The 16,173-nt window shown below is 30.8% G+C and carries 13 protein-coding genes and 1 pseudogene; 7 read left to right on the top strand and 7 right to left on the bottom strand.

What is annotated here, in order from left to right; genetic code table 11:
- Positions 1-108: 108 nt before the first annotated feature.
- The gene (locus CDLVIII_RS18485; RefSeq protein ID WP_009170990.1) at positions 109-1,203 is read right to left on the bottom strand and encodes a GGDEF domain-containing protein; all 1,095 of its coding nucleotides are present in this window, start codon (positions 1,201-1,203) and stop codon (positions 109-111) included.
- 214 nt (positions 1,204-1,417) lie between these two features.
- Between CDLVIII_RS18485 and CDLVIII_RS18480 the strand changes: the two genes are divergently transcribed.
- Both CDLVIII_RS18480 and CDLVIII_RS32150 read left to right on the top strand, forming a co-directional pair.
- Positions 1,418-2,299 carry a peptidoglycan-binding protein gene (locus CDLVIII_RS18480; protein WP_009170989.1) on the top strand — a complete coding sequence of 294 codons (882 nt, stop codon included), beginning with the start codon at positions 1,418-1,420 and terminating at the stop codon, positions 2,297-2,299.
- Positions 2,300-2,561: 262 nt separating this feature from the next.
- Positions 2,562-3,434, top strand: a complete 873-nt coding sequence (locus CDLVIII_RS32150; RefSeq protein WP_009170988.1) for a phage tail tip lysozyme — start codon at positions 2,562-2,564, stop codon at positions 3,432-3,434.
- Between the two features lie 105 nt (positions 3,435-3,539).
- Here CDLVIII_RS32150 and CDLVIII_RS18465 read toward each other — a convergent pair whose 3' ends face one another.
- Positions 3,540-4,178, bottom strand: a complete 639-nt coding sequence (locus CDLVIII_RS18465; RefSeq protein ID WP_009170987.1) for a hypothetical protein — start codon at positions 4,176-4,178, stop codon at positions 3,540-3,542.
- Positions 4,179-4,545: 367 nt separating this feature from the next.
- Between CDLVIII_RS18465 and CDLVIII_RS18460 the strand changes: the two genes are divergently transcribed.
- Positions 4,546-4,911, top strand: a complete 366-nt coding sequence (locus CDLVIII_RS18460; protein ID WP_009170986.1) for a DUF2089 domain-containing protein — start codon at positions 4,546-4,548, stop codon at positions 4,909-4,911.
- 23 nt (positions 4,912-4,934) lie between these two features.
- The gene (locus tag CDLVIII_RS18455) at positions 4,935-5,306 is read left to right on the top strand and encodes a hypothetical protein (protein ID WP_009170985.1); all 372 of its coding nucleotides are present in this window, start codon (positions 4,935-4,937) and stop codon (positions 5,304-5,306) included.
- A 286-nt stretch (positions 5,307-5,592) separates the two neighbouring features.
- Here the strand turns inward: CDLVIII_RS18455 and CDLVIII_RS18450 are convergent, their stop codons facing one another.
- The 4 genes from CDLVIII_RS18450 to CDLVIII_RS31435 all read right to left on the bottom strand — a co-directional run bounded on the left by CDLVIII_RS18450 (position 5,593) and on the right by CDLVIII_RS31435 (position 9,242).
- Positions 5,593-5,766: a 4Fe-4S binding protein gene (locus tag CDLVIII_RS18450; protein WP_009170984.1), complete on the bottom strand. Its 174-nt coding sequence runs from the start codon at positions 5,764-5,766 to the stop codon at positions 5,593-5,595.
- Positions 5,767-6,006: 240 nt separating this feature from the next.
- Positions 6,007-7,167 (bottom strand): flagellin lysine-N-methylase, encoded by a 1,161-nt coding sequence (fliB, locus tag CDLVIII_RS18445; RefSeq protein WP_009170983.1) that lies wholly within the window; start codon positions 7,165-7,167, stop codon positions 6,007-6,009.
- Positions 7,168-7,231: 64 nt separating this feature from the next.
- Entirely contained in the window at positions 7,232-8,971 is a 1,740-nt protein-coding gene (locus tag CDLVIII_RS18440) for an ATP-binding cassette domain-containing protein (RefSeq protein WP_009170982.1), read from the bottom strand.
- Positions 8,972-9,104: 133 nt separating this feature from the next.
- Positions 9,105-9,242 (bottom strand): hypothetical protein, encoded by a 138-nt coding sequence (locus tag CDLVIII_RS31435; RefSeq protein ID WP_009170981.1) that lies wholly within the window; start codon positions 9,240-9,242, stop codon positions 9,105-9,107.
- Between the two features lie 300 nt (positions 9,243-9,542).
- Between CDLVIII_RS31435 and CDLVIII_RS18435 the strand changes: the two genes are divergently transcribed.
- Positions 9,543-10,559, top strand: a complete 1,017-nt coding sequence (locus CDLVIII_RS18435; RefSeq protein WP_009170980.1) for a pirin family protein — start codon at positions 9,543-9,545, stop codon at positions 10,557-10,559.
- Positions 10,560-10,685: 126 nt separating this feature from the next.
- Here the strand turns inward: CDLVIII_RS18435 and CDLVIII_RS30080 are convergent.
- Positions 10,686-11,109, bottom strand: a pseudogene (locus tag CDLVIII_RS30080) (Uma2 family endonuclease).
- A 350-nt stretch (positions 11,110-11,459) separates the two neighbouring features.
- Here CDLVIII_RS30080 and CDLVIII_RS18425 point away from each other — a divergent pair.
- Both CDLVIII_RS18425 and CDLVIII_RS18420 read left to right on the top strand, forming a co-directional pair.
- Positions 11,460-14,630: an efflux RND transporter permease subunit gene (locus tag CDLVIII_RS18425; RefSeq protein ID WP_009170978.1), complete on the top strand. Its 3,171-nt coding sequence runs from the start codon at positions 11,460-11,462 to the stop codon at positions 14,628-14,630.
- Positions 14,620-15,876, top strand: coding sequence for an efflux RND transporter periplasmic adaptor subunit (locus tag CDLVIII_RS18420; RefSeq protein ID WP_009170977.1), 1,257 nt, complete (start codon positions 14,620-14,622; stop codon positions 15,874-15,876). Before CDLVIII_RS18425 ends, CDLVIII_RS18420 begins: the two co-directional genes overlap by 11 nt.
- Positions 15,877-16,173: the final 297 nt, after the last annotated feature.

The following is a 16,173-nucleotide window of genomic DNA, read 5'->3' as shown; positions in this document are numbered from 1 at the left end:
AAAATTAATTGCAACATATATAATTGAAAATAAGGATTTAAATTTAAAATACAGATATCATATTAGTATCCAATATTAATATGATATCTGTATTTTTTACCAGTACCGTTAATTTGTATCACATGTATCGATTGAACATACTCTATCTCTTCCAGTTTGCTTTGCCTTATATAAGGAGTCATCTGCTTGCTTTATTAGCATCTCAATGTTATCCGTTGACTCAGGGTAAGCAGATATTCCTACAGAAACAGTGATTCTTATTTTTCTTCCGTCACCAATTTCAAATTCGTGCTTCTTTACTTCATCACATATCCTTTTTCCTATATCCATTGTCCGTTCTGTAGAACAGTCAATTAGTAAGATACAAAATTCTTCTCCTCCAACTCTTGAAACTGCATCAAATACTCTACAAGAATTTTTTAAAATAACTGCTAATTCTCTTAATACTATATCACCAACTGCATGGCCGTATGTATCATTAACATGCTTAAAATGATCTATATCAACCATTAAACAAGATAATTGTTCATCCTTTTCTTTTGCATTTATAGCACTTTTATTAAATATCAAATCAAATTGCCTTGTATTATTTAATCCAGTCAAAAAATCTTTAGTAGCCTCATTTTTATATCTCCTATATAATTCATTTGATGACCTAACATATTTTAATAAATAATAAGCTAGTATAGTTGCAACTGCCGATATAATAAAATACTCTAAAAGTATATTAAATACATTATTTACATTGGATAACAAGTAATAATAGGTACTAATCATAGAAAGCATATTGATTAAGTATATGGTTATCCACTTTTTAATCATATTTAACTTTAGTTTACCAACTATTGAAAATAGTAATAGTAATATTAGAATTTGAAAAACTGCAACTATTGATGATTGATTGATTCCAAAATATAAAAATCTAAATAAAACTATAATTATCCCTGTAACTAATGAAGATAAAAGTCCGCTAATATTATATATCAACATTAATGCTATAACTCTTAAATCCACCAAAGTTTTTGTACTTTCAATATTTATTGCGTAAATCATCATTCCTATTGCGAGAATTCCACCGCCTAAACCAAGCAAAACTTTTGTAAAAACTTTTGAACTGTATTCAAGAGGTGTATTCTTTGATAAATGTCCACCTAAAAATATTCCTGAAATCAAAAGAAGTATATTAATAAAAAAGTTACTCATTATTTTCACCTCCAATTTTATTTTTTGATTAAAGATATTAAGTAATAATTGTTATTTGTTATTATAATTATACCATTAACTACCTCTTATGACAAATAATTTGCCCGTAAATTTTAGGTTTACAAAACCTATTAAAAATTCCTTTAAGTAATTGTAAAGCAAATGAGTTTGCAAACTAATTTACTTTAATTATTACTTGAAAGGATATGATAATATGGGAAAGATTGAAACAGCAACACAATGGATGATTAACTTAGCAAATGATAATAGTCACGGATATGACCAAACATATAGATGGGGAGAGCGTGGAGATTATGATTGTTCTTCTGCAGTTATTACTGCATGGCAGACTGCAGGTGTTCCTGTAAAAACTAATGGTGCAACTTATACTGGTAATATGAGAAGTGTTTTTCTTAATTGTGGATTTTCTGATGTAACATCATCTATAGTGTTATCAAATGGATCTGGCTTACAACGTGGTGATGTATTACTAAATGTATCTTCACATACTGTAATGTTTATTGGAAGTGGACAAGTTGTTGCTGCTAGGGAAAATGAAAATGGCACAGCAACAGGTGGTAAACCTGGGGATCAAACAGGTAAAGAAATTTGTATTGAAAACTATTATAATTACCCTTGGGATTATGTTCTTAGATATAATGAAGGAAGTAGTAATCCTAATCCTCCATCTGGTAATTCTAATGTTCAAGCTGGACAGGTTCAAGCAAACAATTTTGCTGGATGTAACATTGATACTGATGGCGTTAGAGGTACTGAAACAAAAAAAGCAGGGATTAAGGTTTTACAACATGCCATGAATTTAGATTATAATGCAGGTCTTGCGGTAGATGGAGTATGGGGAACTGCATCCAGTACTGCTTTAGGAAGTCATTATGTAAAGAGTGGAGAAACTCAATATATGGTTACAGCAGCTGAAATTCTAGTAATGTTAAGGGGATATAATCCAAATGGTGTAGAATATCCAGGAACTTTTGGTTCAGGACTTAAAACAGCAATAACTTCATTTCAAAGTGCTAATGGCTTATCTGCAGATGGAATATGTGGTAGAGATACCTTCATTTCATTGATTAGCTAATAAAGATCCATAAAGATATATAGTTTGAAATTCAATGTAAAAAAAAGGTCATCTAGAGATTATTCTAGATGGCTTTTTTTAGATAAATTTAGCTGAGAGTTATCTTACGAGCATTCATGCCCTTGTATCTTATGATTAATTATAGCGTGTTTTGTAAATATCGTATTATTCGTGGTTTACAGATTTTAATAACAAATCGTTATTATTAGTGAAAGTTATGCAGCGCTGATAATTTCAAAAATAAATTAAGGGGGTCATTAAAATGGCTGAAAACATGAATGACAATGCAAAATATATTTATTCATTTTTTAAAAACAAGGGGTGGACAAGTAATTCTATTTGTGGAATGCTTGGAAACATGCAAGGAGAATCAGGGATTATCGCAGACAAAAATGAAGCCGGCGGAGGTGGAGGATACGGTTTAGTACAGTGGACTCCAAAATCTGTTCTTACTAATTGGGCAAGTCAAAATGGATTAGATTATAAGACTGTTGATACACAATGCAGAAGAATACAATGGGAACTTGAAAATGGTCAGCAATTTTATGCAACAAGTGCTTATCCAATGAATTTTAAGCAATTTACTCAAAGTACAAGTACTCCTACTTATTTAGCAGCAGTGTTTATAAATAATTATGAAAGACCTGCTAATTCTAACCAACCACAAAGAGGTGTTTGGGCTGAACAATGGTATAGTACCCTTGTTACTGGAACTACTCCGCCATCTTCTGGTAATTCTAATGTTCAAGCTGGACAAGTTCAAGCAAATAAGTTTGCTGGATGTAACATTGATACTGATGGCGTTAGAGGTGCTGAAACAAAAAAAGCAGGGATTAAGGTTTTACAACATGCCATGAATTTAGATTATAATGCAGGTCTTGCTGTAGATGGAGTATGGGGAACTGCATCCAGTAATGCTTTAGGAAGTCATTATGTAAAGAGTGGAGAAACTCAATATATGGTTACAGCAGCTGAAATTCTAGTAATGTTAAGGGGATATAATCCAAATGGTGTAGAGTATCCAGGAACTTTTGGTTCAGGACTTAAAACAGCAATAACTTCATTTCAAAGTGCTAATGGCTTATCTGCAGATGGAATATGTGGTAGAGATACCTTCATTTCATTAATTAGCTAATAAAGATTCATAAAGATATATAGTTTGAAATTCAATGTAAAAAAAGGTCATCTAGAGATTATTCTAGATGGCTTTTTTATAAAATGAACTTATCCAGTATTTATTTTACGAGCATTCATGTCCTGGTATCTTATTATTAAGGTAAGTCTTGCCTTCTAATGGCTTAAAGCCAGAGATTTTCACCTCAGTTATAGAAGGAAAGGTGAAGTTAAGCGTATAATCCTTTCCATAAAAAGCAGCCGACTTTCCATCTGCTATAAAAACTGCTGTATTTGTAAGGAAAATAACCTTTCTATTTTCAGTTTGCCTATCTACTTCATAAACAGTAAAATCAAAAGACGTATTAGTTACATTAGAAATTACAACCTCACAATAGCTTTTTAAATTTAAGATATTATCGTCTAAGCATCTCTCATCCCAATAAGTTCCTTCATATAATTTAACTTTACGATTTACTTTAGTTATTTTTTGAGAGGCATTATTTTTATCTTTTGCTACTTGGTTATTTGAACTTGTTTCAGTAGACGGTGTAGAATTTGTATTTGCCGATGTTTCTTTCTTTTCATCAACAGTATTTTTTTCATTAGTAGCCTGCATTGGAGTATTAGTATCTTTTGATCTATCTTCTAAAGTTTGATTTTCATTAGTGGTTTGCATAGTTGAAGGTATTTTTTTATCACTATTACAACCAACTAAAACGAAGATCAAACTTAAACATAATGCCAAAGCTAAATTCTTTCTCATAATTTAAACCCCTTTAATTTTAAGATTAATAATTATATTATAATAACATTATAGTATAATTGCCTATTTTATCCACAAATTACATGTAAGGTATTTAAAGCAGCACTAAATGAATTTATTAGGAGACCTATTATATGTATTAAGTAAGTAGAGTTTAAAAAGATAAAATATTCTATATTTGAAATAAATAAAAATGATATTGCCGATAAAGAGATAAAATTAATTTTTAAGAACCTACATTAAGATAATTAATATAATAATTAAATATTTTTAAATATAACTATATAATAATTAAAATATTTAATATCAACATTGGTTAATTTAAACAACGGTATTATAATTGAAATATAGTAAAGGAGAGAGCAGTATGAGTTATAAAGTAATTAGCAAATGTCCAATATGCAGTGCAAAATTGAAGATAGCGAAACTTAAATGCAGTAAATGTGGAACTGTCATAGAGAATGACTTTGAATTTTCTAAGTTTGAGTATTTAGAAGAAGAACAACTTAATTTTATGGAGGTTTTTTTAAAGTGCAGAGGTAATATTAAGGATGTTGAAAAGGAACTCGGTATCTCATATCCGACAGTAAGAGCTAAATTGGATGAAGTTGTTTCTTCTCTTGGTTATACTGTTATAAAAAAACCTACAGTGGGTAATAAGGAAATAATTGACATGCTAGAAAAAGGTGAAATATCACCTGATCAGGCTGTGAATATGATTAAAGAAAATTAAAATTTGAAAGGATGGATTATATAATGAAAGAAGAAGTTAAAAGGATTTTAAAAATGGTTGAAGAGGGGAAAATTGACTTAGATAAGGCTACAGAGCTTATTGAAGCTATTAATAAACCTGTTAATATACAGCAGCCACCTGTATCTGAAAATATAAATAAGATGCTGAAAATTAGAGTATTGTCTGCAACAAATGATACTGTAAATGTGAATGTGCCAGTTAAAATTTTAAAGGCTATAGGGAATGCGGTTAATACAGTAAAAATACCAGGTATTTCAGATCAAGAGGGAATAGATATAAAAATGATTATGGAAGCTATTGATTCAGGATTAGAAGGAAAAATTGTAGATGTAAAAAGCAGCAATGGAGATATAGTTGAAGTTACTATAGAATAAAGTTTTGTTAAGTTGGCAGTTAAAAAAGAAATAAATCTACCTAACGCGTCATATATCTTAAATACAAGGAGTGATACGGTTGAAGATATATTTAAAACTTAACAACGGAAGGAGATTTACAATACCTGCTCCAATTGGACTGGTAAAATTTATTCTCAGCTTTGGTGATTTCGGAGCATCGGTTGCTAAAAAGTATAACTGTCTAATGATTTTTTAGAAGGTCAAATATAAACAAAACTGAGACTTTTCCTTGGAATAGTCTCAGTTTTATCATTTTAATGATAAATTATTCAGCTGAAATAGCACCAAAACCACACGAATTTAGGCAAGTTCCACAATCTACGCAAACACTAGCATCAATTGTGTAGCTTCCACCTTGCATACTTATGCAAGATGTAGGACAATCACTTTTACAAGCTCCACATGCTTGACATTCATCAGCATTTATAACATAAGCCATAGTTAGCACCTCCTTAACAATTACTCTTCAAAAATCAAAGTAATATAAATAATATGTTTTCATTCTTATAAAAATTAATAAAAAAGAGGTACATAATGAATAATTTTCATTATGTACCTCTTCGTACTTTATGCTTTTATTATATACTTGTAAGACTTATATGTCAATTAAGTACGTCTCATTTTCTCTAGCAACCGAGTGATAGAGAAACTTCTCTTTCGGCGAGTTAAATGAATAATCTTAATTCATTATTAAAATAAGTAATTGTTTTAAATCAAATATTTCATTTGTATTGAACATTTCTTCAAGATCATAAAGGGTTTTTTCCGAATTTTCTACTTCCTTAGAATACATATGTGTTATATCTATTTGATCATTTATATCAAAGTTATAGTTATTATTAATCCAACGCACCACATTTAACTCTTTAATAATAAGATAGCTCATGACAGCTAGTGTAACTTTAGAGTATAATTCTTCATCCAAAATAGCTTTCATAAAATATTGAAATACAAAATATACCATTAAATGTTCATATTCATAGATTTTATTTTTGTAATATTCATTAAAAGCATCGTATTGTTTTTCATAAAAAGTGATATCAGCTTTTTTATGAAAACAGTTAATAGCGTGTTCTAGTATTTTAGGCCAGTTATCATTAATAGGATTAAGGTTTTTATACACATTCATACATTTAAACATAGTATTATACTTATCAGCTTGTTTTGTTTTATACTTATCAAATTCATTAATAAGCTTTTTTTGAAAATCTTCCTTAGAATATTTATTTATTATATCGGCAATTTCTGATAGCTCATTTTCATCTATTTTTTCTTGAATATCGTGAGCAAAATTAAGTACTAATGCAAGTCTATGATTTAAAGCTATAGAACGATTTTGTAATATATCTATAGCCATTTTCTGAGCTGATATTAGCTGAGCTGAAATATCAAAATTGATATCATCATATGTATTTTCTATTTCATCATCCTCTGAAACTTCAAAAGTAACTGTTTTAGAATCTTGAAGAATTAATTTTGCAGCCTCAGGACAAGATAAAGAAACTCCTATTTCACGTATATCACAATATTTTTCTATGAACCTTGGGTAGGTCTTGCAAGTATAGCATAAACTTTCTTCTCCAAGTTCAGTATAGATATCACAAAGATTATTTGTATTTAAAAATGGACAATTACCATTTTGTAATATAAAACCAGGCTCTCCATCTTCATATAATGTCAAGTTAGATTTTAATCTTTCACCAAATTCACCAGATACATCGTTATACTTCTTATAGGTTTCTTCATCAATTATAATTTCCCATCCAGCACAACAAGTATCAGTGCATTTTGAAGCAGAGCATTTAAAATCTTTATAATAATCTGGTATTATTGTTTTCATGTAAATTACCTCGTAATGTTTATTTATTAAGGCATATGTAAAGAAAATATGTTGATGCTTACATTTAAAGCAATTTAATCAGTGGCTCTAACTCTTCACATAACGTTTTTGCACGTTCAAAATCAGTATTTCTAAGAGAGATGGCTATTTTCATTTCCAAATCTCTTTTCTTTTGTTCAATTTCTAAGTAGTCTTTATCAAAATACTTCTCATAAATCATCTTTCTAAATTTTCGCATATTCATTCTTCTAATTGTTTTATCTTCTATGAGTAAAACATAGTCTACGCAGTTTATTATAGAATAGTAATCATGAGATATCATTAAAATAGCACCATTATAATTTTGGATGGCAGTTTCAAGTGCCAATTGAGAATAGGTGTCTAAATGGCTTATTGGTTCATCTAGAAGCAGCATATTTGCATTGCTTGCAGAAATCTTAGCTAATTGAAGCAGATTCTTTTCCCCGCCAGATAAAGCTTCTATTTTTTGTTTTACACTTTCTTCATCAAAATCATAGTTTGAAATATATGTTTCTACATCTTCGTAAGTTTTAAATCCTGCATTTAGGAATTCTTCAAGTATTGTATTAGACTCATTAAGTATTTCATCTTGCTTTTGTGATAAATATGCTATTTCAATGTCAGGATTTATTTCAATAGCTGAATGATTATTTTTGAAAATATCTCTAAGCAGCGTAGTTTTCCCAGCACCATTTAAGCCAACGATAGCTACTTTATCAGTAGAGTTTATTTCAAAGTTAACATTTTCTAAAAGGATATCTTCAAAGCTGGCACTGTAATCACTAACTTTTAAAGCAATGGTTTCTTCAATCGGATTCTTAGTAAGTAACCTTATATAAGGTTGTTTAATTTCTACAAATGGTGTTTTTATTCTACGAGATTCTAATCTTTCTAGAAATTTCATTTTACCTTTTAGATATCTTCCAGCAGCAGTTTCACCTGTAACTTCCGCTCTATCTCTTAGTCTTTTGATTATACGTTCATTTCTCTCAATTTCTTCATCATCGGAAGCAGCCAGTTCTTGAAGTTCAATTTTAGTCTGAAGTAAAGAGAAGTTATATTCAATATAGCTTCCATCAAACTCTTGGAGCTCCATATTTTCAAGATGAATAATTTTATTAAAACAATGATTTAATAGATATCTATTATGAGTGATGACAAGCATCATTCCTTTGTGAGAATTAATTAAATTTCTAAGAGAATTAAGGTTTTCAAAATCTAAAAACACATCAGGTTCATCCATAATCATTAAGCTAGGCTCATTAAGCATTTCTTTAATTACTTGAATAAGCTTAAACTCTCCACCACTAAGTTCAGATAATTTTAAATCTTTAAGGGAGCTTAAGTTTGCAAGATTTAATTTCTTACTTAAGTTGCTTTCGAAATCATCACCGCCTATTGCATCAAGTGAATCTAATGCTTCTTGGTACTTTAGGAGTAAAGCATCAATGTCAGAAGCTGTTTCCATTAAGCTGCAAATAGAAGTTATTTCATTTTGTAGTTTAATATAATCTTCACATAGATATTCGAAAACTGTAGTTTCCTTTGTTTTATCCAGTTCATAGAATTGACTTACATATCCGATTCTGCAGTTTGTGTCTATCTCTAAAGTACCATCGAACATGTATTTTTCAGGGTCCATAATAATATCTATAAGTGTACTTTTTCCACTACCACTAGCACCTATAAAGGCACAATGCTGATCCTCTTCTAAAGTAAACGAAATATTATGATAGAGATCTTTATTTGGAAATGAGTAGGACAAGTTATTTATTTTTATCATGGTATTACCTCGCTTTATCTCATTAGGTATTTCTTAAAGAACAATGACTGAACTTACTATTAATAAGCTCAGTCATTGTTACTTACTTGCAAGTAGAGTCTTATGCACATGAAATTGTTTTTGTTGTTGTGCCTTATTGAGTTGTTCTTCCACTATGCAACAGCATTCTGCCTATAACTTTTTTTGGTTTTTCATTATTTTTAGTGTTATTTCCTTTTTGTTTCTTTTCTTCTATTAATTTTTTCATCATTTCTATATTTTTGTTATTCATATATTCCTCCAATTTTAAATCACTTTAATAAAAGTATCAAGTTAGTATTATATTGCGCTAAAATAAAATTTACAATCATTTAGATTGTTTTTTATGCAATTTTACACTTGATTGTACCATAAATTGAGAAGTTAATCTATTATGAATATTCTAGATGCTTCTAAAACAATATACAAGTAATAAAAGTTATGCTAAAATTAAATTATCAGATAATCATTATCAATTAATAATTGTTTTGTTTGTTGATTTAGATAAATTTAATGGGTTAAGTATAAGTAATACTTATTCAAGGAGGTAAAAATGATGAAAAATAATGTAATTAAAATAAATAAATTAAGTTCTCAATGGGGGACAAGTGACCCTTTTCTATTTTTGGCACACCATAAGGATGCATATCCAAAGGGGAATAATGAAATGGGACCAGATGCATCTCTAGCAGGCAGAATTATTGGCAATGATTTTAGGGGAGTAGATGGCTGGAATATGTATCATGGAGATGTTATTCCAGGATTTCCACAGCATCCACATAGAGGTTTTGAAACAGTTACTATAGTTCTAAATGGGTATGTTGATCATGCAGATTCAGCAGGTGCTACAGGCAGATATGGAGCTGGCGATGTACAGTGGCTTACTGCAGGCAAAGGCTGCAATCATACAGAAATGTTTCCTTTAGTTAATATAGAAAAAGATAATCCGCTTGAACTATTTCAAATTTGGATGAACCTGCCTAAAAAAGATAAGTTTGTAGAACCACATTATAAAATGCTTTGGGCAGAAGATATACCAGTAATACAGTCTAAAGATGGTAATGGAAAAACAAGTACAATAAGACTGATTTTCGGTTCTTATAATGGTATTAAGAGCTTGGATTCCTCGCCTAATTCATGGGCTGGTAAAAAGGATAATCATGTAAGAATCTGCCTTATCCGCATGGAACCTGAAGCTAGTATAGAGCTTCCTAAAGTATCTTCTACCTTAAACAGAACTGTTTATTTCTATGAAGGAGATAAAATAAATATCCAAGGAACAAGTATTGAGAATTATCATAGTGTAAAACTTGCAGGAGATGAAATAATAGAAATAAAAAATGGTTCAAAGGAAAGCTGCCTTCTGCTCTTAGAGGGAGAGCCAATTGGTGAACCTGTCGTAAGTTATGGACCTTTTGTAATGAACTCTGATAAAGAAATTAGGGATGCTTTTGCTGATTATAGAAGCACTGGCTTTGGAGGGTGGCCATGGGATCGAGATGATTTTGTTCATCCAAGAGAAAAAGGAAGATTTGCAAAGTACCCTGATGGTAAAATAGAATATAGATAATATTTTAAAAAATAGGGCTGCCCGCTCAAAGAACAAAAACTGCAATATCCTGAATTAAAGTTTTAATTCAGGATATTGCAGTTGATTCTCCTAAGGCGACAGTCCTTATTTAACTGGGATAAGTACTTATACTTCAATAGAATTAAAATCTATTTCAAGAGTATCATAAATATTAACTTTAACTTTATCAGTAAATGTGTAAGTTATTGGAGCATCATATCCATTTTTAGTTAAGATATAAACTAATATATTTTTTCTCATAGGGTTCACAATCCAATATTCTTTAACTTTAAATTGTTCATATAGATTTAGCTTTCTTATATAATCATTTCTGGGATTAAAATTCGATACAACCTCAACAATCATATCTGGTGAACCAGTACAGCCTTTATCAGTTAATTTATTTTTGTCACATATAACGGATATATCTGGTTGTACTATATTTTTACTATTAATTAATTATTTCGCCATCTATAATCTCTATTCGCTCATTTTCATCATAAGACAAATAATCTTTATAGGTATAAGTTTTAATTGGATCTATTAACATTATAAAGCCTCCTTCACTCATATTATTGACTTAGTATACATTTATTTAAATTAAAATAATACAATTCTTCTAACTAAAATAATATCATTAAAAAATACTTTTGTAATCATTTTGTAGATAAAATGGTGCTAAAAATGTCATATTCATCTTTTGAAATAGTTCATATTTTAATAAGAAAACTATTCTAATTAGGGTACAGTTAGCATACATGTAAGAAGTGGTTTTATTTAGACTTAACTATTTTTGTGTTAAGTGCTGGAAAATTATTTATAGTTTTACAAATAATGATATACTAAAAATGAGTGAGATAATGAGTAAAAATTTAGTAACATGGAATAAGGGGGAACGAAATGAGTATAACTGAGATATCGGTGAAAAGACCAGCTGCCATGTGGATGGCGGTAATTTTATTCATTGGACTTGGAGTTATGGGATATAAAAGCATGGGAGCAGATTTAATGCCTTCTATGAATATTCCTGTCATATCAATAATGACAACATATAATGGCGCCAGTGCAGAAGATATTAAAAAAGATGTTGTAAAACCAATTGAAGATTCGGTATCAGGAATAAGTGGTGTTGACGTTCTTAATTCTACTTCAGGGGAAGGGTCTGGTACTGTTACAATAACTTTTAAGATGAGCGCAGATATAAACACCGCATATTTAGATGTTCAAAAAGCTGTTGAACTTGCTTCAGCAAAACTTCCTAAAGAAGCAGATAAACCTATTTTGTTTAAAATGGATATGAATGCAATACCTATTATGATAGTTTCGGTAAATGGTGATGCTAGTTATGAAGAGCTTTATAATCAATCTGATATTTTAAAACAAAAGTTAGAAAAAATACCTGGAGTCGGAAATATATCATTGCTTGGCGCAGATAAGAAGCAATTGATGATAAAAATTGACAAAGCAACTATGGAGTATTATGGAGTTAATGTGGATACTTTAATAGGAACCTTGCAAGCGTCAAATGTTAATATACCATCTGGGGATATTAAACAAGACAACTTAGATCAATCTGTTAGAATTATTGGCCAGTTTAATACCGTTGATGATGCAAGAAATCTTTTAATACCTGCTGGTAATGGAGTAAATATTCGTCTTGGTGACATTGCAAAAATTGATTTAGAGGTTCCGGATGCTACCGTGTTAACAAGGTTTAATAGCAATAAGACTATGGCGATGATCATTGGAAAACAAAGTGATTCAAATGTAGTAGAAGTAGCTGATTCTGTAAAAAAAGAATTAGCCGATATAAACAAGACACTTCCAAAGGGAACAGAAGTAAATATTCTAATGGATACTACTACTTTTATTAATTCTTCACTTACTCAAATAAAACATAATCTTATAGAAGGAATTATAACTACTGCAATTGTACTTTATTTATTCTTCCGTAGTTTCCGTTCTTCTTTAGTAGTTTTAATTGCAATTCCAACATCACTGGTTGCTACGTTTTTTATGATGTATCAGATGCACTTTACCTTAAACATGCTGTCTTTGATGGGGTTATCTCTTGTTGTAGGTACTCTGGTGGATGATTCGATAGTTGTTATAGAAAATATACAGCGGCATATGGATATGGGGAAAAATCCACTAGACGCAGCAATTGAAGGACGTAGGGAAGTAGGTATGGCAGCAATAGCTATAAGTTTATGCGATGTTGTTGTATTTGCTCCAATTTCACTTGTGTCAGGTTTAGTTGGGCAGATGTTTAAGGAATTTGGACTTACAATAGTTGCAGCTACTATGTTTTCACTAATTGTATCTTTTACAATTACGCCAATGCTTTCGTCAAGGCTATTAACAAACAGAAATAATAAAGAGAAAAATGAAAAAAAAGAAAAGAATAACTTTTTGAGAAGAATGAATTCTAAATTTAGTGGAATAAACTCTAAATTCAGTAGAATAAGTTCTAATAAAAAATGGTCTTTTGAAAGACTAGTAGAGGCATATAAAAAAGCTCTCATATGGTCTTTAGATAACAGGAAAAAAGTTTTAGCTATAGTTATTGCAGGGGTTGTTTTTAGTGTGGCGCTTATTCCACTTGGAGTGCTAAAGTCAGAGTTTATACCTATGGCTGACCAGAGTTCTTTTACCATTAATCTAAAGCTTTCACCAGGATCTACTTTAAAACAAACGGACGAGAAAGTTTCGGAGGTAGAAAAATACTTACAGGGAACAAAAGAGGTAAAAAATTATTTTTCGTTGATTGGGCATGATGGACAAGAAAGTGCAGATAAATCTATAGCTCAGATTTACGTTAACTTAATTCCTAAGGGTGAACGTAAAAAGAGCCAAAGTGAACTTGCAAGTGAGATTCGTGTCTTTGGTAAAAATATGTCTGGAGTAGATTTTAATGTATCAGAGTCTTCTTCATCTGGTGGTAGTAGTAAGCCTGTATCAATTAAAATAAAAGGTGATGATTCAGATACTATAAGAGGATTATCAGATGAAGTTGAAAAATTACTAAACACAGTTCCTGGAGTCACTGATATAAGTAACTCTTCAAGTTCAAGAAGCAGTGAACTCAGGGTAAATATAGACAGCCTTGCAGCTACTCAGTACAATATTTCTACTACTAATATAGGTAGTGTTGTTAGAATGGCACTCGCAGGAACTAATGTGGGAGTGTACAGATCAAATAATGAGGAAAACGATATAACGCTTAAGTTTGAAAATGGTCAAATAAAGAGTGCTGAGGATCTTAAATCCTTGAAAGTTACAAATTCATTAGGACAGCAAATTCCACTTAGTCAAGTTGCTTCTATTCAAAATATAGATAGCGATCCTTCTATATCTAGAGAAGATAAGCAGGATATGGTTACTGTTGAAGCAAATCTTCAAGGTAGAGTACTTGGGGAAGTTACAAATGATATTAATGCTAAACTAAAAGCTCTTTCAGTTCCTGATGGATACAGTATAAGCTTCGGAGGGAATCAAAAAGATATGGCAGAGAGTTTTTCTTCTCTTGGACTTGCTTTATGTGCATCCTTAGCTCTTGTTTATATGATTTTAGTAGTACTTTATGAATCATTTCTAACTCCATTTATAAGAATGATGGCTCTGCCTTGTGCTATCATAGGAGCTTTTGGGTTATTGGCTCTAACTGGGCAGACACTAAACTTAATGTCCATTATTGGATTAATTATGTTAGAAGGACTAGCATCAAAAAATGGTACATTACTTATAGATTATACCAATACTCTTATGAAAAGAGGGATGAATTTAAGAGATGCTCTTATAGAATCAGGTGCTACTAGGTTAAGGCCAATAATAATGACAAGTTCAACAATGATTGTTTCCATGTTGCCAGTTGCTTTATCTATGGGTGAAGGAACTGAAATGAAAAAGAGTATGGCTATAGTAATCATTGGAGGGATGGTTGCATCAACAATCCTTTCACCAATTGTATTACCAATTATTTATACACTAATGGATGATTTAAAAGGAGTAGTATCTTTTAAAAAGAAGAAAAATCAAAACCTAGAGGGGGGCAGCACCTATGAAGTTTAAGGGTTTAAAGAAAAATAAAAAGCTTTTAATAATAGGCATAGTTTTAGTGGTTGTTGTGATCATAATCATTTCTATCATTGCTAAAAAGAAACCTGTAGAAGTAATGCAAGAGGTTAAAAATGTGAAAACGGAAAAAATAACAACTGGAACAATTTCTACAAGTGTAGAATATGCAAGTAACTTAAAACCTGAAAAAGAGGTAGTGGTTTTACCGAAAACAGGAGGGAGAGTTGCAACTGTAGATATAAATGTTGGAGACAAAGTTAGTGTAGGTCAGACATTATTTACATTGGATACTACAGATTACACAGCACAACTTGAGCAGGCACAGGCTGGAGTTAGTGTAGCTAGTGCTAACTTAGAAAAAACAAGCGACTCAGGGTTTACACAGCAATTATTGCAAGCGGAACAGCTAGTAGGAAAGTTGCAAATTCAATATAATACTGCAAAAGACAGTTATGACAGAACACAAGCTTTGTATTTAGCACAAGCAGCATCTAAAAAGGACTTGGATGACGCAAAATCCCAATTTGATTCTACAACCATAGATTTAAAAAACGCGCAAGATAGTTTAGAACTATTAAAGAGTAAGTCAGGGCCTGAGGCCACAAAGGCAGCAGAAGCATCAGTGGAACAAGCACAGGCAGGAGTTGATATTATACAAAATCAAATAAATAATTCTACCATTATAGCACCAATAGCTGGAGTTGTATCAGAAAAAGCCGTAGAAGTAGGGCAGCTTGCTAGCACCCAATCAGGTTCTGTTACTGTTATAGATGATAGTAGTTTAAATGCAGAAATAAATATTCCTGACAAAATGCTTGAGAGAATTCAAGTAGGGCTATCTGTACCGGTTGCTATAAATGCATTGCCAGATGCCAAAATAGTTGGCGTAATAGATAATATCAGCCCAAATACAAGTTCTAAAAATAACTTCTATGTGGTGAAAGTTAAAATTGATAACTCTAATAATGATATAAAAGCAGGTATGTTTGCGAAAATATCTTTACCAGCTGAAAAGAAGGACAATATCTTGATGGTCCCAAATGAAACAATTAAGATGGAGAATGGTGTAAATTATCTTTATACAGTTGATAATGGTCAGGTTAAGAAGGTATCGGTTGAAATTGGAATTTCAGATGATAAATTTACAGAAGTAACAGGTGAAGTGCAGGAAGACTTGGATGTCATTACTGAAGGCCAAAATTTATTAAGTGATGGAGAAAAAGTAAATTTGGGACAATAGATTAGTGGTTTGTAAAACAACTTCCATATAATATTTTATTTGAAAAACCTTCAGAGTTCTATTCACCTGAAGGTTTTTTGAATTTTTATTATCATATCGACAAATAATATCGTTTGATTTACTATTATGTATGAGAATATCAAATAAAGATTTGTTTTTATTCAAGCACAATAAAGAATATCAAAAGAGTTTTAAATAGTATGCGTGTGCTATCATATAAAGAAGCATTAGGAAATTGTATGAATAATTAAATGACTTACATAAAGATTAAAGCACTATGTTAATAAAGCCTTAAGG

It is taken from the genome of Clostridium sp. DL-VIII, from assembly GCF_000230835.1.
In the GTDB taxonomy this organism is placed as follows: domain Bacteria; phylum Bacillota; class Clostridia; order Clostridiales; family Clostridiaceae; genus Clostridium.
The sequence above is the reverse complement of the archived record's forward strand: the minus strand, read 5'-3'. Positions and strand labels throughout refer to the sequence as shown.